We start from the raw sequence: 23,735 nt of genomic DNA, 5'->3' as shown, positions 1-23,735 counted from the left end.
GACTCAGGCATTGGCTTCGACCACGCGGGCCGGCACCTCGAAAGCCTGGCCGAACCATTTGGTTTGCAGCGCGGCCAGGCGGCCATCGCCGCGCATCGCGTCGATCACGCCATCGATCGCATCCAGCAGCGGCGCCGTCTCGGCATCCTTGCGGCCGAGATAGCCGAAATAGACCTTGGCGCCGAAGGGCGGGTTCACCACGGAGAAGACACGGCGCTGCTGCGCGACATAGGCGATGTTCGGCAGCGAATTGGCCACGGCCACGATCCGGCCCGCCGCGAGGTCCGCATAGGTCTCGCTGAAGGACTGGTATTCGCGGATCTGCACGTTCAGCCCCTTGTCGCGGACGAAGTTCTGCAGCTGGGTGAGCTGCGCGGTGGCCTGGGCACAGCCCACCGTCTTGCCGTTGATATCCTCGGGCTTGGTAATGCTGGCATCGCTGGCGCGCTTCAGCAGGGCCACGGTGGCATCGGCGATGGGGGCGCAGAAGCGGTAGCGCTCCATCCGGGCGCGGGTGATGGTGGCGGGGCCGGCGACCAGGTCGAAGCGGCCGGCCTCGAGCCCGGGCAGCACGCCGGGCCAGGGCAGGTCCTGGAAGCGGATGCGCAGGTTCAGCGCCTTGCCGACCTCGGCGAACAGCTCGCTGTTCATGCCCACCTGGCGGCCGCCCTCGGTGAAGTCGAAGGGGGCGAAGTGCAACTCCGTTGCGACCAGCAGTTCACCGGCGGCGCGGGCCTTCTCCAGGTTGTTGGCGCGGGCGCCGCGCGTCGCCAGGGCCGGGGCGGCGAGCGCCGCGGCGGCCAGCACCGCGCGCCGCGAGATCAGCAGCTTCGTCATCATCCTCTCCTGGCCTTGGCGGCCTGCGTGTTGTCCCAGGCCGTACTGGCGCATCCCTGTCCTGCATGCCCCGCTTGAAGCTAGTTGACATGACAGGTCATGACCGTAGGCTTGGCCTGCCCAGGCAATCAAGCCCGGATCGATCGGATCATTTCATCATGCCCGACGGCGCCGTCCAACAAGGACTTCCGGTGATCGACATCGCGGATTGCGCCGAGGGCGGAGATCTGCACAGGGTTGCGGCAGCCATCCGCGCCGCCTGCACAGGTCCTGGCTTCTTCTATATCCGCAATCACGGGGTGCCGGCGGAGGTCATCGCCGCGGCGGTCGAGGCCTCCCGCCGCTTCTTCCACCTGCCCGAGGCAGTGAAGGCCGCTACGCGCGCCAACCTGGTGCATCGCGGCTGGCACCGGGCCGGCGGTGCGGTGATGGAGGGCGCGACCAAGCCCGACCTCAAGGAATTCTTCTCGATCGGCCTCGACCTGCCGGGGGACCATCCGGTGGTGCTGGCGGGCGAAAAACTGCGCGGGCCGAACCAGTGGCCGGCGGCCGTCCCGGACTTGCAGCCGGCCATGGAGGCCTATTTCGCCGCGGTCGGCGCCTGCGGCGCGCGACTGCTGCTCGCCGTCGCCGTCAGCCTGGACCTGCCGGCCGACTTCTTCGCCCAGCACTACACCCTGCCCTTGCAGCGCACCCAGGCCATCTTCTACCCGCCGCAGCCGCCCGACGACACGGAAGGCTTCGGCGTCGCCCCGCACACCGACTTCGGCTGCATCACCCTGCTCTGGCAGGATGACAGCGGCGGGCTGGAGGTGCGGGAGCGGCAGTCCGGCGCCTGGATTCCCGCCCCACCGATCCCCGGCACGCTGGTGGTGAATGTGGGCGACCTGCTGGGCCGCTGGTCCAACGACCGCTTCGCCAGCACGCCGCATCGCGTGCTCAACCGATCCGGCCATGAACGCATGTCCATCGCCACCTTCTACGATCCCAATTTCTCCGCGATGATCGATCCGCGGGCGCTGGGTGCAAACCAGCCGATCTATGAGCCGATCACCTGCGGCGCGCATATTTTGGGCCGCTTCGCCCAGGCCTTCGCCTATCGCAAGACCGCCTGATGCCGGAGGCCGCGCCCCAGCCGCTCTACGCCGTGGTGAAGGCGCATGTGCTGGCGCATATCCGCGACGGCAGCTGGCCGCCGGGGACGCGCATCCCCTCCGAGAATGCGCTGGGGCCGGAACTCGGCGTCTCCCGCATCACCATCAACCGCGCCTTCGCTGAGCTCGCGCGAGATGGCGTGCTGCACAAGGTGGCGGGCGTGGGCACATTCGTCGCCCGCCGCAAGCCGCGCTTCGGCCTGGTGACCATCGAGGATATTGCGGAGGAAATCACCGCCCGCGGCATGGAATGGTCCAGCCGGGTGCTGAAGCTGGCCGAGGCTCCGCTGCCGGCGGAAGCCGCTGCGGCGCTCGGCCTGCCAGCCGGCCAGGCGGTGCCGCATAGCAGCATCCTGCACCGCGGCGACGGGGCGCCGATCCAGCTGGAGGCGCGCTGGCTGCGGCCTGGCTATGCGGCCGGCTACCTCGACCAGGATTTTGCGAAGGCCACCACCTTCGCCCATCTGGTCCGCACCGGCCACGCCACGGAAATGGAACAGGCGATCAGCGCCATACTGCCGGATGCGTCACTGGCCCGGCTGCTGGACGTGCCGCGCACCCAGCCCTGCCTGGTCATCCGCCGCACCACGTTTACGGAAGGCGTGGCGATGACCTTTTCCCGCCTGGTGCAGCCGGCGGATCGTTTCGAGATCGCGGGTCGGGCGGCGCTCGCGCCCCTCTGACTTGATGCGGATGGCCAGGGGCCCACATGCCGGCGCATGAACCCCGTCCCCCAAGCCGGCTGATTCCTGGTGCGCGCCTTTCGCTGGCTGGTGGCGCTCGGCCTGCTCGCCGGGCTGGGATGGCTCGGGCTGCGGCACCTGCCGCCGGAATGGGACCCGCGCCAGCCGCTGGACCTGACCGCCGCGCCCAATCTGATGACCGGGGTCAAGCTGCGCCGCCTGGCGGTGCAGCCGGAGGCCTGCTTCGCGGCGCTGGAAACCCTTGGCCGCCCGATCTCCCGCATCCCGGACCGGGACTCCACCATCGGCTGCGAGATCCGCCATGCCGTGCGGGTGCCGGCCGCGACGCGCATGACGCCCTCGACACCCTTCGCCACCTGCCGCGTCGCCGCCGCCTGGCTGCTGTTCGAGACGCAGGTGATGCAGCCGGCAGCGCGCCGGCACCTGGGCAGCGAGGTGGCCAGCACGCGCCACTTGGGCACCCAGGCCTGCCGCAACGTGAACCACGCAAGCAGCGGCCGCCGCAGCCAGCACGCCACCGCCAATGCCATCGACATCGCCGGCTTCACCCTGCGCGACGGGCGAGAGGTGACGCTGCTGCGGCACTGGGATTCGGGCGGCGCGGAGGCCGCCTTCCTGCGCGCCCTGCGCGATGGCGCCTGCGACTGGTTCCGCGCCGTGCTGGGTCCGGACTACAACGCCGCGCATCGCGACCATTTTCATTTCGACATGGGGCCCTGGCGGGCCTGCCGGTGATCAGTCCGGCCGTGTCCCTCGCCGGCTCCAGGGCCAGCGGCCCTCGATCTCCACCTCCAGCGACAGGCTCAGCACGGTGCGGATCAGCACGATCAGCCCCAGCGTCGCCACCGTCTCCAGCGTCAGCGGCGCGGCCACGGTATGCACGATATCGGCGGCCACCAGCAGCTCCAGCCCCAGCAGGATCGCCCGGCCGAGCTGCGCACGATAGGGCGTGAAGGCCTCCGCCCAGCCGCGTGAGCGCCCACCCAGCCCGTCGCGCAGGAACAGGAAGGTGGTGGACAGCACGCCGAGCAGCAGCACGACGACGCCGAACAGCTCCAGCCCCGCCGCCACCCAATCCGCGACGGCGCCCACCAGGGCGCCAGGTTCGAAGTCCGACATCCGGGGATAAAGCGGCGAGGCCGGCGATGGTTGCGGAACCACTTCGCGCGCAAATCGTCTTGGCGGTGATGGATGCCAGCCTCCGGCGCGCTTTGCCCGCCCTGCACCGACTGCTGGAGACGCCGGAGGCGGCCGAGCTGCTGCAACAGCATCCGCGCGCGGCCGTGGTGGCCGCCTTGCGCGCGGAGCTCGCAGGCCTGCGCGCTCAGGCGCTGCCCTTCGAGACCGCCCGCAGCTTCGCCGCGGCGCGGGCAGCGCTGGCGGCGGCCGCCCGGCCCGGGCTGCGCCAGGTGATCAACGCCACCGGCGTGGTGCTGCACACCAATCTCGGCCGCGCGCCCCTGCCCCAGGCGGCGCGGGACGCCGTGGCGGCGGAGGCCGCGGGCTATTGCAACCTGGAGCTGGACCTCGAGACCGGCCGCCGCGGCCATCGCCACGCCGCCTGCGCCGCCCTGCTGGCGGAGCTGACCGGGGCGGAGGCCGCGCTGGTGGTGAACAACGGCGCCGCGGCGATGCTGCTGGCGCTGTCCGCCCTGGCCGCGGGCGGGGAGGCCGTGGTCTCCCGCGGCGAGCTGGTGGAGATCGGCGGCGGCTTTCGCATTCCCGACGTGATCCGCCAGGGCGGCGCCCGGCTGGTGGAGGTCGGCGCCACCAACCGCACGCGCCTGGCCGATTATGCAAATGCCATCGGCCCCGAGACCCGCCTGCTGCTGCGCGTCCACCAGAGCAATTTCTTGCAGATGGGCTTCACCGCCATGGTGGAGCCTGCCGCCCTCGTCACGCTGGCGCGGGAAGGCGGGCTGCTGTCGGTGGTCGATCTCGGCAGCGGCGCGCTGGTGGATCTCTCCGCCCATGGGCTGCCGGCGGAACCCACCATGGGCCAGGCGGTGGGGCAGGGCTTCGACCTGGTGGTGGCCAGCGGCGACAAGCTGCTGGGCGGGCCGCAGGCCGGGCTGCTGCTGGGACGCGCGGCGGTGGTGGAACGGCTTGCCACCCATCCGCTGATGCGGGCGCTGCGCTGCGACAAGCTGACGCTCGCGGCGCTGGAGGCGACGCTGCGGCTGTATCGCGACCCCGCCGGGCTGCGCGAGGCCGTGCCGGCCCTTGCCATGCTCTCTGCCACGGCGGAGGAGGTGGGCGCCCGCGCCGCCCGCCTGCTGGCGCTGCTGCCGGAAGGGCTGGCGGAAATGGCCGAGGGCACCTCCCTCGTCGGCGGCGGATCCCTGCCGGCGGCGGCGCGATACGCGCCTGCAGCGCCTGCCAGCCCGCCAGGAAACGATCGAAGGGCCGCAGGATCAGCGCATGCTCCGCGGCGCCCGGCACCAGGGCGGGCACGGCGCCGCTATTGACAGAAAGCAGGTCGAAGCGCAGCGGACGGGCGGTCCCCTCGCAACACACCTGGCCGCGGGCGAGATCGAGGCCGCGTGCCTCCGCCCGCAGGAAGCGCGCCCCCGCGGCGCGCGCCATGCGGGGCAGGTCGATCATGCATTCCCCCGGCGTGAAGCGGCCGGCGATGAGGCCGGGGAGCATGCCGGAGTAAAGCGCCTCCGCCTCCCGCGCCACCAGCGTCACGCGGGTGCCGGCGGGCAGCGGCTGGCGCGCCAGGCGCCGCAGCACACCGAGATGCGCATGGCCGGCGCCGAGCAGAAGCAGTTCACGTTCGACCGGCGCATCGCTCCGCATGGTGGCTCCCGCTTGTACCCGGCTTCGTTGCAGGGTGCGGGGCCAACGCGGCTGGCGGCGGGGCGTTTCAGATTGGGGCGTTCAACCGGGAATCTGCGCCGCCACCGCCTGCACCACGTCGCGCGTGCCGACGCCGCCGAATTCGGCGGTGCGCAGCCCCTGCGCGAAGGCGGCATCCACCGCCGCCTCCAGCTCCGTCGCCGCATCGGACCAGGCCTGGCCGGCGCCGCGCGTGCCGAGCCAGTCCAGCATCAGCGCGGCCGAGAGCAGCATGGCGGTGGGGTTCGCCACGCCCTTGCCGGCGATATCCGGCCCGGTGCCGTGGCTCGGCTGGAACACCGCATGGTTGTCGCCGATATCAGCCGAAGGCGCATAGCCCATGCCGCCGATCAGCCCCGCGCCGAGGTCGGAGATGATGTCGCCGAACATGTTCTCCATTGGCAGCACGTCGAAATCCCAGGGCCGTCGCACCAGGTCCAGCGCCATGGCGTCGATGTAGTGGTTGGCGTGCGGCACGCCGGGAAATTCCGCCGCGACCTCCGCAAAAACGCGGCGCATGAAGGCCATGCTGAGGAAGACGTTGGCCTTGTCCACCAGCGTGACCTTCTGCGGCCGGCGCAGCCTTTCGGCGCGGCGCTCAGCCAGGCGGAAGGAAAAGCGCGCCAGGCGCTCGGTGGTGGCGCGGGTGATCACCATGGTGTCACGCGCCTCGCGGTCCTCGATCATCTCCCCGCGGCCGCGCGCCCAGAACAGGCCCTCCGTGCTTTCGCGCAGGATCACCATGTCGATCTTTGCGGCCCGCGGGTCGCTGAGTGCCAGCGGCACGCCGGGGATGGCGCGGATCGGGCGCACGCCGGCATAGAGGCCGAGGCGGAAGCGCAGATCGAGCTGCGGCGCGATCTCCGTGCCGTCCGGGTAGCGGATGCCGGGCCAGCCCATGGCGCCGAGCAGGATGGCATCCGCGGCCTCGGCGCGCCGGAAAGTCTCCTCGGTCATCGCGGTGCCGGTTTCCTGGTAGAGGAAGGCGCCGGCCTGCAGGGTCTCCGTCGCCAGGCCCAGCCCGTGGCGGCGCACCAGCTTTTCCAGCACGAAGCTCGTGGCTTCCGTCACCTCCACGCCGATGCCGTCGCCGGGCATCACGGCGATGCGCAGGGAATTGGTGGTCACAGCCATGCCAGGCCACTCCGTTCGATCAGGGCAATCAGTTCCGCCCCGCCGCGCTGGCGGTGCTGGCGATAGACTTCGCGCGCGCCATCGGCATCGCCGGCGCGGATCGCGACCAGGGTTGCGCGATGCTCGGCGGTGGAGCGCGCCGGCAGCGGGCGCATGGCCAGGGTGAACATCCGCGCCCGGTGCGACTGGTCCCAGACCTGCATCACCATGGCCGACAACCGCCGATTGCCGCAGAGCGTGGCCAGGCCATGGTGGAAGGCCTCATCCGCGCGGGCCCAGGCCGGGCGATCCTCGGCCGCGATCGCGGCTTCCATCGCGTCGCAGGCCTCGGCCAGCGGGCGCAGCGCGGCATCGTCCAGCCCGCGCCGCGCCAGCAATTCGGCAGCCTTGGGTTCCAGGCTTTCCAGCACGTCGTAGATGTCGCGCATATCGGCGGCCGAGATCGGCTGCACGCGCATGCCGTGGCGCGGCGTCACCGTCACCAGCCCGTCCTGCTGCAGGCGCAGCATCGCCTCCCGCACCGGGGTGCGGGACAGGCCGAGCTGCACCGCCAGCTCCGCCTCCAGCCGCTGCGACCCCGGGGGCAGCAGATTGTCCAAGATCATCGCCTTCAGCCGCTGATAGGCGGTTTCGGCGGCGGTGGCCTGGCGCGCGGGCGCGGTGGGAAGGGCGGCGTTCACCCCCATAATAACGCATACGTTGTTGCATGCGACAAGGGCTTCACCCGGGCTAAAGACGCCTGCCACCTGGGCGTGTAGGTTGCACGCAGTTGCTCGGCGTGGGGACTGCTCGCGGGATGGAGGACAGGGACAGTCTGCGGCGGGTGACGGCGGTGCGCCGTGTGCGATTCCGCGACCCGGCGGCGCTGGCCGCTCGCCCGGGGGGGGATCAGACCCCGCCACCGCCTTCGCGGAAAACCTCGGCGCTGTCAGAGCATCTGCGGCCGAGTGACCTGGTCCCCGTGACCACCAGCGCAGCCATGACCTTCGATGCGCCGCCTTCCGTGGCCCGCCTGGCCACGCTGCGCATCGTGCTGAAGCTGACGGGCTATGGGCTGCGCGTTCTGGGCCAGCGCATCACCGGCCGCTACGATCCCACCGCCGCGGCGCGCGACCTGCGGGAGATCTTCGAGAAGCTCGGCGGGCTTTGGGTGAAGATGGGCCAGCTGATCGCGCTGCGCTCCGACCTGCTTGACCCCGCCTTCTGCGAGGAGATGAACCGGCTGCAGTATCGCGCCGTGGGTTTCCCGCCCGAGGAATCGCTGCGCATCATCCGCGCGGAGCTGGGGGTGAACCGGCTGGAGGATGTCTTCGAAAGCCTGAACCCGCTTCCCTTCGCCTCCGCCTCCATCGCGCAGGTGCATCTGGCGCGGCTGCGCAAGCCGAATGTCGATGTCATCGTCAAGGTGCTGCGGCCCGGCGTGCAGCAGGTGTTCGAACGCGACTTCCGCCTGCTGAAGAGCATGGTCTCGATCATCGACCTGATGCCCAGCATCCGCGTGCTGCGCCTCGGCGATGCCCTGGCCGAGCTGCGCCGCATCATCGCGGAGGAAACGGACTTCCGCTTCGAGGCGGCGAATATGAAGCGCATGCGCCAGCTGCTGCGCGACGAGAAGGTGCTGATCCCGCGCGTCTTCCGGCACTACTCCTCCTCTCGCATCCTGGTGTCCGAATGCGTCTGGGGCGTGCTGATGGCGGACTATATCCGCGTCAGTGCGCAGGATCCGGAACGGGTACGGCGCTGGCGGGCCGAGAACGACATCGAGCCGGAGGAGGTGGGTGAGCGCCTGTTCTCCAGCTATCTCCGCCAGCTGATGGAGGAGAATTTTTTCCATGCCGACCTGCATCCGGGCAACATCATCCTGCTGCGCAACGGGCGCTTCGCGCTGATCGACCTGGGCAGCGTGGGGTCGGTGGACCGCGAATTCCTCGGCATCTACCAGGCCATGCTGCGCTCGCTCGGCAACCAGGATTTCGCCAAGGCGGCGGACCTGCTGCTGCGCATCTGCAGCAATGTGCGCGCGGGGGACCTGCAGCAGATCCGGGCGGAGCTGATCCGCTGCTATCGCGACTGGGCCGCCAAGGTGCATGTGGAGGGCCTGCCCTATCACGAGCGCAATATCCTCTCGGGCAGCAATGCGGCGGGCCGGGTGCTGGCGCGCTACGGCGTGGCGCAGAGCTGGGACCTGCTGAAGCTGGGCCGCGCCTGGGCGACGATGGACGCCTCGCTGAACCAGCTCTTCCCGGACATGAACTACATCAAGCTGTTCCGCGCCTATTTCGCCGATGCGCAGCGCCGCCAGCTCAGCCGCATGCTGCGGCCGGGCACGCTGCGCAAGCAGATCGGCGGCGCCGTCAGCACCCTCTCCGAATACAACCTGGTGCTCAGCTCGCTGCTGCGGACCCAGGCGATCGCGCTGCAATCCACCACCTCCAAGCTGTCGCGCATCGGCGTGATCCTCGCGCGCGGCATGAAGCTCGGCACCGGCGTCGCGCTGCTGGTCTTCCTGATGACCTATCTGGAGCAGCACCATCCGCAACTGGCCCAGGCCGCGGGCCTGTCCCGGCTCAATCCGCTGTCCGGAACCAACATGCCGCGGCTCAGTGAGATGTGGTGGGGGCTGCTGCTGCTGGGGGGCTTCGTCACCTGGCGCGCGCTGAAGCGCATGCAGCGGGAGCTCTCGCGCCGCGATTGATCCTTCCCGTTCCACACGCAAAGCGATAGTCTTTCCCGCCTGCTGCAAGGGGAGGGCCGCCGATGTCGCAGACCGCAACCGCCGAGGCGCCGCAGCGCTCCGCCCTCGGCCTGCTGGGCCGGCTGCTGCTGGCGCGCGGCCGCAACCGCGCCGACCTCTGCTACGAATTCATGGGCACCCGGAACTGCCCGACCACCGACTGCACCTATCTCAACCTGGGCTATTGGCGGGACGCCACCAGCTATCGTGCGGCGGCGGAGGCGATGGTGGACCTGCTGGGGGAAGCCGCCAGCATCGGCCCGGGCGATATCGTGGTCGATGCCGGCTGCGGCTTCGGCGACCAGGACCTGCGCCTGGCCACCACGCGCAATCCCGCCCGCATCCATGCGCTGAACATCACCAGCCTGCAGGTGGAGCATGCGCGTATCCATCGCGCCGATCCGCGCATCACCTACCACTGCGCCAGCGCCACCCAGCTTCCCTTTCCGGACGGCAGCATCGACCGCGTCATCTCCCTGGAAGCCGCCTTCCACTTCGACACCCGCGAGGATTTCCTGCGCGAGGCGTTTCGGGTGCTGCGGCCTGGCGGGCGCCTCGCCGTGATCGACCTGGTGCCGCTGGAACGCGAGGGCCGCGTGGTGACGGGCGGGCTGCGCGGCACGCTGGAACGCTGGGCCTCGCAGATTCCGAACGCCAATGTCTATGGCGTGACGCGCTACAACGCGCTGCTCGGGGAGATCGGCTTCACGGACCGCGTCTTGCGCTCCATCACGGATGACGTGGTGCCGGCCTATCTCACCTTCATGCGCGGCGTGCTGAACGACCCGGCCGAGGGCGCGCGCTTCCACCCGATGATCCGGGAGACGATGAAGCGTAACGGCAACCCCTTCGCCATGTCCGACTACATCCTGGTGACCGCCGGCAAACCCTAGCGCCGCCCCTCATACCGCACCGGCACGCCGGCGGCGGGGGAGACGAGAAAGCCCACGCGCTTCAGCGGCGGCACGCCCGGCTGCAATAGCGAAAAGCGGCAGCGGGCGAGCAGGGTCCCCAAGAGCACCTTCAGCTCGAACATCGAGAATTGCGCGCCGGGGCACATGCGCTCCCCGCCCCCGAAGGGGAAATACTCCCAGGGGGCGTAGCTGCGCTCCAGAAAGCGTTCGGGGCGGAAGACCTCCGGCTCCGGGAAGATCGCCGGGTCGTAGTGCAGGATGGCGGAGGCGGCGGCAACCGTGATGCCGGGCGGAATCTCGTAGCCGCCGAGGGTCATCGGCTTGGCCAGCACGCGATTCACATCGGTGACGGCGGGCCACAGGCGCAGCACCTCCCGTACCACGGCATCGAGGTAGGTCAGCTTGCCCAGCGCTTCCGGCGCCGGATCCGGCCCCAACGGCGCCAATTCCTCCAGCAGCCGCGCCAGTGCATGCGGCGTGCTGTGCAGCCAGTGGATGGCCCAGGTGAGGGAGACGGCGGAGGTCTCGTGGCCGGCGACGATGGTGGTGATCAGGTTGTCGATCAGCGCGGCCTCGGACATGCCGTTGCCATCCTCATAGCGCGCCGCCACCAGGTGGCCGAGCGTGTCGCCGCGCCCCGCGCCTTCGCTGCGCGCCCGCGCGATGGCCTCGCGCAGCAGCGCCTCCAGTCGCGCACGGGCCACTGCGAAACGGCGGAAGGGCGGCAGCCAATTCCATTCGACGCGCAACGCGGACAGCAGCAGGAAGGAGGGACGGCCGAAGGCCAGCACGAAGTCGCGCAGTGCCGCATCGAAATCCGCGCGCTGCCGCGGCGTATCGGCGCCGAAGACGGTGCGCAGGATGACGTCCAGCGCGATCTCCAGAGAGGCCTCGCGCAGCACGAATTCATCGCCTGGCTGCCAGCGGTCCGTCACCTCCCGCACGGCGTCGCGCATCATGCCGCCCTGGCGGGCCAGCACATCGCCCTGGAAATTCGGTACCAGCAGCCTGCGGTCGCGGCGCAGCGCGCGGCCGGCGAGCTGCGCCATGCCATTCTCGCCCAGCACGCGGCGCGGGCCGATTTCGGTGTTCACGCCATACTGGTCGACGGGCGCGCCAAAAATCTGGCGGACGAGGTCGGGCCTTCCGGTCATCACGCAGCGCCGCGCGGTGCGGATGGTGAAGACATCACCGTAGCGCCGCGCGGCCTCCCGCAGCAGGGTGTAGGGATCGGCGACATAGCGCGCGGCCTGCAGCGCGCCGAAGCCGGGACCGGGGGGCAGCCGCGCCATGCTCAGCCCCGCTTCGCTAGACGCGTGGGGGTTGGCGGCGCGAGGATTTGCCCGATGCGTCGGCCATTCTCGCCCTGCAGCAGGGCAAAGTGGTCGCAATCTATAGGGATGCGCGTGATCGGTCCGGCGAAGAGCGCCTGCCAGCCCTCCCGGTAGCCGCGCGTTGCCGCCGTATCCGGCAGGCCCAGCAGATTGCCCGGCGCGGCGAGGCCGTCGCGGCATTCGAACAAAAGCACCTCGAGCTCCTGCGTCAGCGGCGCCGGGCGATAGGCGCGGAGCGCATCGCCGATGGCCCAGCCGATGCGATCCATGGCCGCGAGCTGCCGGCGCAACTCATCCTTCGGCAGCGGCGGCGTGGCGTGCTGCCGCAGATGCGCCACCACGTGGTCCAGCGCCGCGGGGCCGTCGAGCCCCGCCAGGTCCTCCAGCACCAGAAGCTGACGCATGCCCCAGCGGGCGCCAAGCCAATTGCCGGCGACAAGGTGGATATAGCCAGGGCCGAAGCTGGATTGCAGGTCCAGCAGAGCGGGACTGCCGGGCGCATTCGCGTCCAGCAGCACCAGCTTTTCCACGGCCTGTCCTGCAGCAAGAAGCTGCCGCGCCATCTCGAAGGCGATGGCGCCCCCGCCGGAATAGCCGCCGAGCCGAAAAGGTTCGGCGATGCCACTGCGACGCAGCGCAGCGACGTAATGCGCCGCCATCGCCTCCACCGTCGGCAGCGGCGCCGCCTGGCAATCGAGACCGAGCGCCTCCAGCCCGAACACGCGCTGGTCGGGGCCGAGGTGGTGCGCCAGTTCCGGCAGCCAGTGCAGGTCGCCGGAGCCGCCATGCACGAAGATCCAGGCGGGGCCCTCGCCTTCGTCGCGGATCGGCACCAGTGGATTGTCGCCCTCCGCCATGGCGATCCGCCAGCCGCCGCGCGGCGCCGGCGGCTGGCGCGCGATGAAGGCGGCGAGGCGTGCCGGCGTCGGATGATCCCAGAGCGCGATAGGCGGCAGGCGCACGCCGAAGTCCCGCTCCGCCGTCTGCATCAGCGCGATGGCGGCGACGGAATCGAGGCCGAGCGTGCCGAAGGGCGCATCCGGCGCCACCGCCTCCACGCGCAGCTGCGCAGCAACCAGCGCGCAGAGTTTCTCCACGCCCGGATCGGCGGCAACGCGCGGCCGCAGGGGCACGGGATCGGCGGCGGGCACGGCCACCGGCTCCACCCAATGCCGCGTGCGGGCGAAGCGGTAACCGGGCAGGGGCGGCACGCGACCGGCCGGCATGAGCGGCGCCCAATCCACCGCCTCGCCCGCCTGCCATCGCGCGGCGAGGGCGTGCAGCGGGCCGGCCGCACGCTGCGGTGGGTTGCCTACCAACGCCGCGCGCAGCTCGGCGAGGTTCGCGACGACGAAGGCCCGGCGTTCGGCAAAGGCGGCGCGGCGGCGGGCGAGGGTATATGCGATGTCGCCCAGCGCGGCCTCCGGATGGCGCGCCAGCCAGTCGGCCAGCGCCGCCGCGGCACGATCCAGCGCCGCGGTGTCGCGCGCCGACAGCACGACCACTTCGAGCTCCCGCGCCACAGCGGCGTTAGACACCGAAGAAGCATCCTCGGCCAGCACGAGGTGCGCATTGGTGCCGCTGAAGCCGAAGGCGCTGATCGCGGCGCGGCGCGGCGCGCCATCCGGCGGCGCCGGCCAGGGCTGGGTCTCCGTGGCGATGCGGAAGGGCGTGCCGGAGAGCGCGAAATGCGGATTCGGCCTGGTGCAATGCAGGCTGGCGGGAATGGTCTGGTGGCGCAGCGCGAGCAGCAGCTTGATCAGCCCCGCGACGCCGGAGGCCGCCAGCGTATGCCCGATATTGCCCTTCACCGAACCCAGCGCGCAGTCCCCCGTGCTCCCGAAAACCTCGGCCAGCGCGGACATCTCCATGGGGTCGCCGAGCTGCGTGCCGGTGCCATGCGCCTCCACCAGCCCGATCGTCGCCGTGTCGATGCCGTGGCGCGCATGCACGGATCGCAGCAGTCGCACCTGGGAAGCGGCGCTCGGCGCCGTCAGGCTCGCGGTGCGGCCATCCTGGTTGGTACCGGAGCCCTCGATGATGGCGAGCACCGCATCGCCATCCCGCCGCGCCAGGTCCAGCCGCTTCAGCACGACCACGCCCACACCCTCGCCGGGCACGAAACCATCGGCCGTGGCGTCGAAGGGCCGGCAGCGCCCGGTGGCGGAGAGCATGCCGGCTGCGCCTGTCATCAGCTGCATCTGCGGCGTCAGCATCAGCGAAACGCCGCCGGCCAGTGCCATCTCGCATTCCCCGTCCAGGATGCTGCGCCGGGCCAGATGCGTGGCGACGAGGGCGGAGGAGCAGGCCGTATCCACCGCCAGCGCCGGCCCCTGCAGATCCAGCACATAGGCCAGCCGCGCGGCGAGGATGGAGGCCGCATTGCCGAGCAGCGTCAGCCCTGAGATCTGCGCCGGATCGCGCGGCAGCAGCTGGGAGTAGTCGCCCTGGCCGCAACCGACAAAAATGCCGCAGGCGGTGCCGGCAAGGCGCTCCGGCGTCTGCCCCGCATCCTCCAGCGCATGCCAGGCGGATTCGAGGAACAGCCGCTGCTGCGGATCCATCAGCGCGGCTTCCTGCGGCGACAGGCCGAAGAAGGGCGCGTCGAAGCGATCCACCTCCGTGATCGTGCCGGCCCAGGGCGTGGTCTCCGGGCGCTGCGCGGCGGCCAGGATGCGGCGATAGATCGCCTCCCGCCACGGCTCCTCCGGCATGGCGGTCACGGCGTCGCGCCCTTCCGCCAGAAGGGACCAGAAGGCCTCAGCATCCGGCGCGCCGGGCAGGCGGCAGGCGAAGCCGATGATGGCGACGCGCTGCTGGTCCTCGGGCCGCGGCGGCGGCGCGGCGGCGCCAGGTTCCGGCGCGGGCGGTTCCGCGCGGGAAGGGGGCGGCGGGTCGGGCGGCGTGCGGCTGGCCACCAGCCGCGCGAGCGCACCGAGATCGGCGCAGCGGCCCACCTCCTCCGCCGCCAGGGCGCAGCCGAAACGCTGGTTCAGCGCCTCCAAAAGGGCCATCGCCGCTTCCGGCTCCAGCGCGATCTCGGCCAGCGGCGTGGCGGCGGTGCAGGCCGCGCCATCCGGCAGCCGCGCGCGCAGGAAATCCAGCACCTCCGCCGCGCGGCCGGTCAGCGGTGCGGCCGGTGAGGCGCCGGCGCGCAGCCCGCGCAGATGCGCCGCGAGCGCAGCGAGATTTGCGTGGTCGTAAAGCCGCGCAGCGCTGAGCGAGAGGCCGAAGCGGTCATTGACCACGCGGGTGAATTCCACCGCCAGAATGCTGTCCAGGCCGAGATCGCCGAAGCTGGCCTGCGGGTCGAGATCGGCCGGCTCCAGGAACAGCGCGGCAGCGAGCAGGCGGCGCAGTTCCTCCGCCGTATCGTCGGCCGCAGCCGGCGCGGCGGGCGCGCTGCCGGCCAGGTGGTCCGCCAGCGCATCGATGGTGGCGTAGTCATAGAGCCGCGCCGCCTGCAGCGAGGTGCCGAAGGTGGCGTTCACTTCCCGCGTCAGCTCCACGGCCAGAATGCTGTCCACGCCGAGGTCACCGAAGCCAGTGGAGGTGCCGATCGCCTCCGGCTCCAGGTACAGCGCCCGCGCCACCATTTTCCGTAGCGCCTGCCGCAGGTCGGGCGTATCCGCCAGGGCGGGCAGAGCCTCGGTCACAGGTGCTGCGGCAACCGGCGGCGCCGCTACCGCTGCGATCGGGGCGGCGGCAGCAGGATGGTCGAACCAGCAGCGCTGGCGCGCGAAGCGCGTGCCGGGCAGCGGCACGCGCCGCCGGCCGGGGCCCAGCAGCGCGCCAAAGTCCAGCGCGGTGCCCTGGACCCAGAGCGCGGCGAGCGGCGCGAGCTGGCCCGCCGCCCACATCTCGGACTGCATCGCCGCCTCGGCCTGCGGCGTGGGGGCCGTGGCCTCCGGCGCCGTGCCGAGCCAGATGGCATCGCGGGTGGCCGCCGCATCCAAAAGCGCCGCGCGGGCTGCGTCCAGCCGCGCGGCCGCATCCTCGCCGGGTCGCAGCAGCACGGCGGCGCGCGCTGCCATCGGCTCCCGCCCCAGCATCAGCGTATCCGCCATGGCCTGCGCATCCAGCGCCGCGCCCTGCGCGCGGGCGTACTGCGCCAGAGCCGTCAGCATCTCCGCCAGCCGCGCCGTATCCCGCGCCGAGACCAGCAGCAGCAGCGGCTTCGTTGGCGAAGCCGCCGGCGGCACGGGCGGCGCTTCCTGCAGCACCACATGCGCATTGCTGCCGCCGAAGCCGAAGGCGCTGACGCCGGCGCGCCGCGGCAGTGCCGTGCCGTCCTTCGCCCGCAGCGGCGCCCAGGCGGCCATGCGGCCATCCATCTCCAGCGGTGAGCCTGCGAGGTCCACATGCGGGTTCAGCCGGGCGAAGTTGCGGGTGGCCGGCTGGATGCGGTGGCGCATCGCTAGCACCACCTTGATGAGCCCCGCAATGCCGGAGGCGGGCTCCAGATGGCCGAGGCTCGGCTTCAGCGCGCCGATCCGGCAGCGCGGTTCCGCCACCACATCGCCTGCAGTCGCCGCAAAAGCCTGGCGCAGCGCGAGTGCCTCCACGGGATCGCCGAGCTCCGTGCCCGTGCCATGCGCCTCCACCCAGCCGATGCTGTCGCTGGTGATGCCGGCGCGGCGGATCGCGGCCTGGATCACCGCGGATTGCGCGAGTGCATTCGGCGCGGTCAGCGATTGCGCGCGGCCGCCATGGCCTTCCGCGCTGCCCAGGATCACCGCCTGCACCGGGTCGCCATCCGCCAGGGCGCGGGACAGCGGTTTCAGCAGCACGCAGCCGACGCCCTCGCCCTTCACATAGCCGCGGCCTTCCGCATCGAAGGCGCGGCAGATGCCATCCGGCGCCAGGATGCCGAGGCGCTGGGTGCTGGCCAGGCTTTCGACCGACAGCATCAGCGAAACGCCACCGGCCAGCGCCATCTCGCATTCGCCATGCGCCACCGCACGCGCCGCGCGATGCAGCGCGACGAGGGCGGAGGAGCAGGCGGTGTCCACCGCCTCGCTCGGCCCGCGCAGGTCAAACAGGAAGGAGATGCGGTTGGGCAGCATGGCGGCGATATTGCCCAGCGTGATCTGCGCGCGCGCCTCCTCCCGCGCCGCCGGCAGCAGGGCCGCGTAGTCGTTCACCTGCGCGCCGAAGAAGACGCCGATGTCGCGACCCGCAAGGTCCGACATGCGCAGACCCGCATCCTCGACGCAAAGCCAGGCGGCCTCCAGCGCCAGGCGATGCTGCGGGTCCATGTGCACGGCCTCGCGCAGCGACAGGCGGAAGAAACCCGGGTCGAAATCCTCGACATTTTCGAGGAAGCCGCCGCGGAGCGCGAGCGTGGCGTCGGGCGTGACGTGTGGCTGCCAGGCGAGGCGCTCCGCCGGCAGCGGGCCGGTCATATCCTCGGCCGCTTCCAGGCGGCGCCAGAAGGCGTCGAGATCCGGCGCACCGGGGAAGCGGCCGGAGAGGCCGATGATCGCGATGGGTTCCTGCGCCGCAGGCTGCGCGACGACGGGCGGGGCGGGCCTCGCCTCCACGACGATGGGCTTGGCGACGGGCGCCGTGGCGCCATGCGTCTCCACCAGATGCCGCGCCAGGGCCGCGACGGTGCCATGCGCGAAGAAGACGGCCGGCGTGACCGCGACACCCCAACTGTCGCTGAGAACCGCCGCAAATTCCTTCAGGGCGATGGAGTCGAAGCCGAACTCCGCAAAACCGATGTCGCGGCCGATGCGCGCCGTGTCGATGTGCAGCAGCTTCGCGATCTGCGTGGTGAGGCGGCGCTCCGCCTCGGCCAGGTCGGCCGGGGCCGGCTCGGCGATGGCGGGCATGGCGGCGGGCTCCGTCCTGCTTGGTGGCGGGGGCGCGAAGAAGCGCGCGGCGGCGGCGGCATCGCCGGGCATCACGGCGTAGGCACCGCTGCCATGGGCCAGCGCGGCGTGGAAGGCGGCGAGGCCGGCCTCGGTCTCCAGCGGCGGTAGGCCGGCGGTCTTGAGGAACACCGCCTCGCCCTCTGTCGAGAGTACGCGCCGTCCCTCCCGCCACAGCGGCCAGCCGAGCGTGACGCTGCGGCCCGGGCGGCCGGCGGCGGCGCGTTCCTCGGCGAAGGCGGCGAGGAAGGCATTGGCCATGGCGTAGTCGCCCTGGCCGAAATCGCCGAGCTCCGCGGCCAGCGAGCCGAAGGCGGCGAAGACATCCAGCGGGTCCTGCGCGGTCGCTGCATCCAGTGCGCGCGCGCCCTGAATCTTCGGCGCGAGCACGCGGGCGATCTCGGGCCAGTCCTTCTCCGCCAGCACGGCCCCGCCCGGCACGCCCGCCGCGTGCAGCACGCCATGGATCGGCCCGAAGCTTGCGCGCACCTCCCGCAAGGTCACGGCCACCGCAGCCGCATCCGTGACATCCACCTGCCACCAGCCGGCCTCCGCCGCGCCGGCGGTGCGCAGCGCCAGGAGGCGGTCCTGCATCGCCGTGCCATCGCTGCGGCCGAGCAGCGCGATGCGGCCGCCGGTGCGGCGGGCAATCTCCAACGCGAAGATGCCGGCCAGCACGCCACCGCCGCCGCTGATGACGAAGGTGCCGCCACGGCGCAACGGTGCCGCATCCGCTGCTGCCGGCAGGGCCTGCAGGTGGCGTTCGCGGCGCCGGCTCTCCCCGCTCCAGGCGACGGGCGCCTGGCCCGGCATGGCGAGTTCCGCCAGCACAAGCGGTGCGGGAATCGCGCCGGGCGGCACCTGCACCAGCCGCAGCTCCACCGGCGTGCCGGTAAAGGCGAGCGAGGCGCCGAGCGGTTGCGCGGCCAGCGCCTCCGCCGTGCCGTGATGCAGCCGCAGCACGCGTGGCGCGACATGGGCCACGGCCTGCAGCAGCGCGACCAGCGGCCGCAGCGCAGCCTCCGCGCCTGGCGAGACGGGCGGCATCAGCACGCAGGCCTGCGGCCGGCCGGAGGCAAGAAGCGCGGCGAAATCCGCCTCGGGGGGCACTTCCACCACGCGCCAGCCGGCGGCGCGCAGCGCTGGCGCCAGGCCTGCCGCAGCGCCGATCAGCCAGGCCAGGCCGGGCGCCGCCTGGCCGGTGGGGGGCGCGTCTTCCCACACCGGCGGAAAGAGCGTCACGGCGGGCGGCGGTGCGCCGATCCAGTAGCTCTGCTCGGCGAAGGGGTAGCTGGGCAGCGAGATACGCCGGCCCTGCCATTCCGCCTTGTCCGGCTCCTCGCCCGCCAGGTAGCGCGCCGCTCGTGCCTGCAAATTTGCGCTGCCGCTGCTGGGCGCACCGCGCAGCCCCGCGACCAGCGCTGCGCGATCCGCGCCGATCACGGCCAGGCGCTGCCCGAAATGGCTGCGGCCCATCGCCAGGGTGAAGGCGACATCGCTGAGATCGGCGGCGGGATGCGCTTCCAGCCATTCGGCCAGCTGCGCCGCCCTGCGTTGCAGCGCCGGCGTATCCTTGGCCGAGAGCAGCAGCAGGAAGGGCGGCGCCGCGGTGGGCGCGGGCGCGCGGGGCGGCGCTTCCGCCACCACGACATGCGCATTCGTTCCCGAGAAGCCGAAGGAGGACACGCCGCCGATGCGCGCGCCGCCGCCCGGCACTGTCCAGTCCCGTGCCTCCGTCGCCACCGCGAAGGGCGTCTCCGCCAGCCGCAGATGCGGATTTTCCGAACGGAAATTCAGTGACGCAAAAATCCGCCGGTCGCGCAGCTGCAGCACGAGCTTCAGGAAGCCCGCGATGCCGGCGGCATGCGCGGCATGGCCGATATTGGTCTTCACCGAGCCCAGCACGACGGAGCCGGGCGGGCAGGCGCCGCGGTGGAAGGCGCGGGTCAGCCCCTCCACCTCGATCGGGTCGCCGAGCGGCGTGCCGGTGCCATGCGCCTCGATCAGCGTCACCGCATCGGGCGTGATGCCGGCCGCGTTCTGCGCCTCCGCGATGCAGGCGGATTGGGATTCGGGGCTGGGCGCGGTGATGCCGTTGGTGCGGCCATCCTGGTTCACCGCGCTGCCGAGGATCACCGCCTCGATGTGATCGCCGTCGCGCAGCGCATCGGCCAGGCGCTTCAGCACCACCACCCCCGCGCCCTCGCCCGGCACGAAGCCATCGGCTGCGGCGTCGAAGGTGTGGCAGCGGCCATTGGGCGAAAGCATACCCGCCTTCGCCGCCGCCACGTTGAAGCCCATGGTCGTGGTGATGAAGGCGCCGCCAGCCAGCGCCATCTCGCATTCGCCCGCCACCAGGCTGCGGCAGGCGAGGTGTAGCGCGACGAGGGAGGAGGAGCAGGCGGTATCCACCGCCAGGCAGGGCCCCTTCAGGTTCAGCACATAGGCGATGCGCGCGGCCAGAATGCTCGCGGCATTGCCCATGAAGGCGAAGGCCTCGGGCACGATGTCGAGCTGCGCCATGCGATGCGTGTAGTCGCCGCCATGCGCGCCGACGAAGACGCCGCAGCGCGTGCCGTCCAGCGCGGCCTCGCCATAGCCGGCATCCTCCAGCGCGCGCCAGGCCTCGGTGAGGAAGATGCGGTGCTGCGGATCGGTGAGCTCGGCCTCCTTGCCGGAGATGCGGAAGAACAGCGGATCGAAGCGATCGGCATCGCGCAGGAAACCGCCCCAGCGCAAATAGGGGGCGGCATCCTGTGCGGCGGCGGGCAGGTCCTTGGTGGTCCAGCGCTGCGCCGGCGCCTCCGTGATTCCGGCGCGGCCCTCGGCCAGCATGGCGTGGAACTCGGCCAGGCTGGCGCTGTCGCCAAAGCGGCCGGAGAGGCCGATGACGGCGATGCGGTTGTCAGTGGCTTCGCGCGCTGCTGCGGGCACTGGCTGCGCGGTGGACTCGGCGGCGAGGCCGAGCGTGCCGAGATGCCGTGCCAGCGCCTCCGGCGTCGGATGGTCAAACAGCACGGTGGGGCGCAGGTCCAGGCCGAAGCGCGCATTCAACCGCGCCACCACCTTCAGCCCCATCAGTGAATCGACGCCGAGATCAACGAAGCGGTCGCGCCGTTCGAATTGCGTCGCGGGCAGTTCCAGCGCCGCCGCGACAACCGCCAGCACGGCGCCGAGCAGCCCCTGCGCCGGCATGGCCGGCGTCGCGACGACCGGCTTGGCGACCGGTGCGGCGACCGGCGCCACCGCGGGTTCGTCGCGTTGCGCCACGAGGATCGCCTGACCGAAGCCCGCCTCCTCCGTCTGGCCGGGCAGTCCCTGCGCGCTGCTGCGGGCAAAGCCGGCGGCCGCAAAGGCGGTGCGCCAGCCGGCCACGTCGAGTAGTGGAGAGCCCGGTATGCGCGCCTCGCCGGGCTCCGCCGCCCACCAGCCATCGGTCAGGCCGAAGGTCAGCGTGGCGAAATCCTGCAGCGCGGTGACCTCGTTCAGCACCAGCGCGCCGCCATCCGGCGCCACCAGGCGGTGCAGCCGCGCCAGGGCCGGGCCGATGCCGCGCATGGCATGCACGACATTGGCGGCGATGACGATGTCGAAGCCGCCGGCAGGCAGGCCCTGAGCCTCCGGGTCGCGTTCCAGGTCGAATTGCGCCGTCTCGAAGCCCGCATGCCGATCCGCGAAGCGCGCGCGGCCGGCCTGCAGGAAGCTTTGGGATACATCGGTGTAAAGGTACCGCGCCGCGCCCAGCCCGGCGGCGCCGAGCGCGGCCAGAATCCCTTCTGTTGCGCCGCCGACGCCGGCGCCGACTTCCAGGATGCGCGGCGCCGCATGCCGCTTGGCCAGTGAAACCACCGTCTCGGCCAGCGTCGCATTGAACTGGTCCGCCAGCCGGTTGCCGCGATAGACGCCCTCCACCAGCGTCATGTCGCCGTTTGGGAACAGGATCTCGGGCGCGGTGATGCGGCCCTGCAGCAGCGCCGGCAGGTTCTGGGTGCAGCGTGCGAGCAGCGCGAGGAAGGGCGCCATGGCGGGCGCTTCCGCCACCAGCGACTCCCGCGCGGCGGTCAGCGTAGCGGCGCTGGCCGGCACGAAGCCGGGCGCGGGCCGCAGCAGCCCGTCGCGCCAGGCCACGGCGCCGGCGCGTTCCAGCATGGCCAGCAGCGCCTGGTGCAGGCCCAGCCGCGCCGGCTGGATGCCAAGGCTGCGGGCCAGCCCTGCGGGCGTATGCGCCGCGCGGCCGCGGAACAGGCCGAGCTCGGCATAGGCGGCCGCCAGCGCCTGCCGGCCCCAGGCTTCCACGCGGGCGAAATCGGCGCCCTGCGCGGCCAGATCCTGCTCCGGCGCCCCGGTCGGAGGCAGGAAGTGGCGCGCACGGGCGAAAGGCGCGCTGGGCAGGCTGATGCGCCGCGCGGCGGCGTCGCCGGCCGCCGCCCGCCCCGGCACGGCGCCGCCCTGCAGGAAGCGCGCCGCCCCATCCGCCAGCGCCGCATGGGCCGGCAGCGGCAGCAGGCCCGGCGCCTCCGCCCCACTCGCCGTCGCCACCCCCTCCGCCGCGCCATCCCGGGAAAAGGCGGCGAGGCGCGCGCGCAGCGTGGCGAGGTCCGGTGCGATGGTGGCCAGCCGCAGCGGCAGCACGGCGCGGCCCTCGGCCAGGGTGAAGGCCAGGTCGCGCGCCTCGCAGTCGGGCGCCTCGGCGAGCAGCGCCGCCTGGCGACGCAGCACCGCCTCGCTGCGAGCGGAGAGCAGGAAGAGGCGCGGCTTCGCCACCTCCGCCGCGCGCGCGACGGGGGCGGGGGGGTCTTCCAGCAGCAGATGCGCATTGGTGCCGCTGAAGCCGAAGGCGGAGAGCGCGGCGCGGCGCGGCCGGGCGCCCCGCGGCCAGGGCCTTGCCGCACGCGGCACGAAGAAGGGCGTGCTGTCCAGCTCCAGCCGGGGGTTCGGATGGGCAAAATGCGGCTGCGGCGGGATCGTGCCGTGCCGCAGCATCAGCAGCAGCTTCAGCAGCCCGGCCACCCCCGCCGCGGTCAGCGCATGGCCGATCGCCGCCTTGGCGGAGCCGAGGGCGATGCTTCCCGGCTTGGTGCCGCCCAGCGCCCGCAGCGCGGTGCAAAGCCCCTCCAGCTCGATCGGATCGCCGAGCGGGGTGCCGGTGCCATGCGCCTCGACATAGTCGAGCTCAGCAGGCAAAAGCCCGGCCTGGCGCCAGACCGCCTCCTCCAGCGCTGCCTGGGCGCTGGCGCTGGGCGCGGTGATGCCGTTGGTGCGGCCATCCTGGTTCAGCCCGCTGGCGCGGATCACGCCATGGATGACATCGCCATCGGCCAGCGCCTCCGCCAGCCGCTTCAGCACCACCACCCCCGCACCCTCGCCCGGCACGAATCCATCCGCCGCGGCATCGAAGGCGTGGCAGGCCCCGGTCGGCGAGATGGCGCCGCCGCGCGCCATGGCGGTGACGAAGGCGGGGGTGGAGATCACCGCCGCGCCGCCGGCCAGCGCCAGGTCGCAGCCGCCGGCGCGCAGGCTCTCGCAGGCTAGGTGGATGGCGGCCAGCGAGGAGGAGCAGGCGGTATCCACCGCGATGGCGGGGCCCTTCAGGTTCAGGTGGTAGGCGATGCGCGCCGCGAGGATGGAGGCGACATTGCCCAGCAGCCCCAGCGGATCCTCCGCCGCCGGCGTGCCGGCGAAGCGATGCGCGTAGTCGCCCGAACCGGCGCCGGCGAAGACCCCGCAGCGCGTGCCGGCGATGGCGGCGCCGGCATGGCCCGCATCCTCCAGCGCCAGCCAGGCCTGTTCCAGGAACAGCCGCTGCTGCGGGTCGATCAGCGCGGCCTCCGCCGGGGCGATGCGGAAGAAGCCAGGGTCGAAATCCTCGGCATCTGGCAGGAAGCCGCCGCGCAGCCCGGGCGCCGGCGCGCCCCATCGGCTGGCGGGCGCATCGCTCAGCGCATCGCCGCCGCTGGCGAGCAGCGTCCAATAGGCATCGAGATCGGCGCAGCCGGCGAAGCGGCCGGCCATGCCGATCACGGCGATGGCATCGTCGCGCGGCGGCTTGGCGGCGGGTTCGGGCAGCCGGCGCAGCAGGCGCTCGGCCTCCACGGCCCCCACCTCGCCCTCGGCCACCATGCGGAAGATGATGGATTTCAGCGAGGGGGAGGGGCGGTCGCCTGGGGAGGGTGGTGCCGTCATGCCTTCACCCAATCGTTGCATCGC

Annotated in this window: 12 protein-coding genes; 6 read left to right on the top strand and 6 right to left on the bottom strand. The window is 72.0% G+C overall.

The window, feature by feature from the left end; all coding sequences use genetic code 11:
* Positions 1 to 3: 3 nt before the first annotated feature.
* Positions 4 to 840, bottom strand: coding sequence for a transporter substrate-binding domain-containing protein (locus tag J3S20_RS02595; protein ID WP_216834330.1), 837 nt, complete (start codon positions 838 to 840; stop codon positions 4 to 6).
* 155 nt (positions 841 to 995) lie between these two features.
* On the opposite strand from J3S20_RS02595, the gene J3S20_RS02590 reads away from it, so the two are divergent.
* The 3 genes from J3S20_RS02590 (at position 996) to J3S20_RS02580 (ending at position 3,430) form a co-directional block, all read left to right on the top strand.
* Positions 996 to 1,952 (top strand): isopenicillin N synthase family dioxygenase, encoded by a 957-nt coding sequence (locus tag J3S20_RS02590; RefSeq protein ID WP_216834327.1) that lies wholly within the window; start codon positions 996 to 998, stop codon positions 1,950 to 1,952.
* Positions 1,952 to 2,674, top strand: a complete 723-nt coding sequence (locus J3S20_RS02585) for a UTRA domain-containing protein (RefSeq protein ID WP_216834326.1) — start codon at positions 1,952 to 1,954, stop codon at positions 2,672 to 2,674. The genes J3S20_RS02590 and J3S20_RS02585 overlap by 1 nt, the downstream gene beginning before the upstream one ends.
* Before the next feature lie 69 nt (positions 2,675 to 2,743).
* A complete protein-coding gene (locus J3S20_RS02580; RefSeq protein ID WP_343215137.1) occupies positions 2,744 to 3,430 on the top strand; it encodes an extensin-like domain-containing protein in 687 nt (228 codons plus the stop codon).
* On the opposite strand, the gene J3S20_RS02575 is transcribed toward J3S20_RS02580, so the two are convergent.
* Positions 3,431 to 3,814, bottom strand: coding sequence for a DUF1622 domain-containing protein (locus J3S20_RS02575; protein ID WP_216834324.1), 384 nt, complete (start codon positions 3,812 to 3,814; stop codon positions 3,431 to 3,433).
* A gap of 68 nt (positions 3,815 to 3,882) precedes the next feature.
* Between J3S20_RS02575 and selA the strand changes: the two genes are divergently transcribed.
* Positions 3,883 to 5,163: an L-seryl-tRNA(Sec) selenium transferase gene (selA, locus tag J3S20_RS02570; protein WP_216834321.1), complete on the top strand. Its 1,281-nt coding sequence runs from the start codon at positions 3,883 to 3,885 to the stop codon at positions 5,161 to 5,163.
* Positions 5,164 to 5,578: 415 nt separating this feature from the next.
* Here selA and J3S20_RS02565 read toward each other — a convergent pair whose 3' ends face one another.
* Together J3S20_RS02565 and J3S20_RS02560 are read right to left on the bottom strand one after the other, a co-directional pair.
* Positions 5,579 to 6,670 carry an isocitrate/isopropylmalate dehydrogenase family protein gene (locus tag J3S20_RS02565; protein WP_216834319.1) on the bottom strand — a complete coding sequence of 364 codons (1,092 nt, stop codon included), beginning with the start codon at positions 6,668 to 6,670 and terminating at the stop codon, positions 5,579 to 5,581.
* A complete protein-coding gene (locus J3S20_RS02560; RefSeq protein ID WP_343215136.1) occupies positions 6,661 to 7,350 on the bottom strand; it encodes a GntR family transcriptional regulator in 690 nt (229 codons plus the stop codon). Before J3S20_RS02560 ends, J3S20_RS02565 begins: the two co-directional genes overlap by 10 nt.
* A 281-nt stretch (positions 7,351 to 7,631) precedes the next feature.
* Here J3S20_RS02560 and J3S20_RS02555 point away from each other — a divergent pair, with 281 nt between their 5' ends.
* Both J3S20_RS02555 and J3S20_RS02550 read left to right on the top strand, forming a co-directional pair.
* Positions 7,632 to 9,365 carry an ABC1 kinase family protein gene (locus J3S20_RS02555; protein ID WP_216834315.1) on the top strand — a complete coding sequence of 578 codons (1,734 nt, stop codon included), beginning with the start codon at positions 7,632 to 7,634 and terminating at the stop codon, positions 9,363 to 9,365.
* A gap of 62 nt (positions 9,366 to 9,427) precedes the next feature.
* The gene (locus tag J3S20_RS02550) at positions 9,428 to 10,297 is read left to right on the top strand and encodes a class I SAM-dependent methyltransferase (protein ID WP_216834313.1); all 870 of its coding nucleotides are present in this window, start codon (positions 9,428 to 9,430) and stop codon (positions 10,295 to 10,297) included.
* Here J3S20_RS02550 and J3S20_RS02545 read toward each other — a convergent pair.
* Positions 10,294 to 11,610, bottom strand: a complete 1,317-nt coding sequence (locus J3S20_RS02545) for a cytochrome P450 (RefSeq protein ID WP_216834310.1) — start codon at positions 11,608 to 11,610, stop codon at positions 10,294 to 10,296. The genes J3S20_RS02550 and J3S20_RS02545 overlap by 4 nt on opposite strands.
* 2 nt (positions 11,611 to 11,612) lie before the next feature.
* A complete protein-coding gene (locus J3S20_RS02540; RefSeq protein ID WP_216834309.1) occupies positions 11,613 to 23,711 on the bottom strand; it encodes an alpha/beta fold hydrolase in 12,099 nt (4,032 codons plus the stop codon).
* Between the last annotated feature and the right edge of the window lie 24 nt (positions 23,712 to 23,735).

This window comes from Falsiroseomonas tokyonensis, assembly GCF_019024325.1.
In the GTDB taxonomy this organism is placed as follows: domain Bacteria; phylum Pseudomonadota; class Alphaproteobacteria; order Acetobacterales; family Acetobacteraceae; genus Falsiroseomonas; species Falsiroseomonas tokyonensis.
This window is presented reverse-complemented; position numbering and strand designations above follow the sequence as displayed.

What these genes read in the sequence shown, in the direction of transcription:
- J3S20_RS02595 (WP_216834330.1), bottom strand. Translation starts at nt 840, where the DNA reads ATGATGACGAAGCTGCTGATCTCGCGGCGCGCGGTGCTGGCCGCCGCG.
- J3S20_RS02545 (WP_216834310.1), bottom strand. Translation starts at nt 11,610, where the DNA reads ATGGCGCGGCTGCCCCCCGGTCCCGGCTTCGGCGCGCTGCAGGCCGCG.
- J3S20_RS02575 (WP_216834324.1), bottom strand. Translation starts at nt 3,814, where the DNA reads ATGTCGGACTTCGAACCTGGCGCCCTGGTGGGCGCCGTCGCGGATTGG.
- J3S20_RS02550 (WP_216834313.1), top strand. Translation starts at nt 9,428, where the DNA reads ATGTCGCAGACCGCAACCGCCGAGGCGCCGCAGCGCTCCGCCCTCGGC.
- selA (WP_216834321.1), top strand. Translation starts at nt 3,883, where the DNA reads ATGGATGCCAGCCTCCGGCGCGCTTTGCCCGCCCTGCACCGACTGCTG.
- J3S20_RS02585 (WP_216834326.1), top strand. Translation starts at nt 1,952, where the DNA reads ATGCCGGAGGCCGCGCCCCAGCCGCTCTACGCCGTGGTGAAGGCGCAT.
- J3S20_RS02565 (WP_216834319.1), bottom strand. Translation starts at nt 6,670, where the DNA reads ATGGCTGTGACCACCAATTCCCTGCGCATCGCCGTGATGCCCGGCGAC.
- J3S20_RS02540 (WP_216834309.1), bottom strand. Translation starts at nt 23,711, where the DNA reads ATGACGGCACCACCCTCCCCAGGCGACCGCCCCTCCCCCTCGCTGAAA.
- J3S20_RS02590 (WP_216834327.1), top strand. Translation starts at nt 996, where the DNA reads ATGCCCGACGGCGCCGTCCAACAAGGACTTCCGGTGATCGACATCGCG.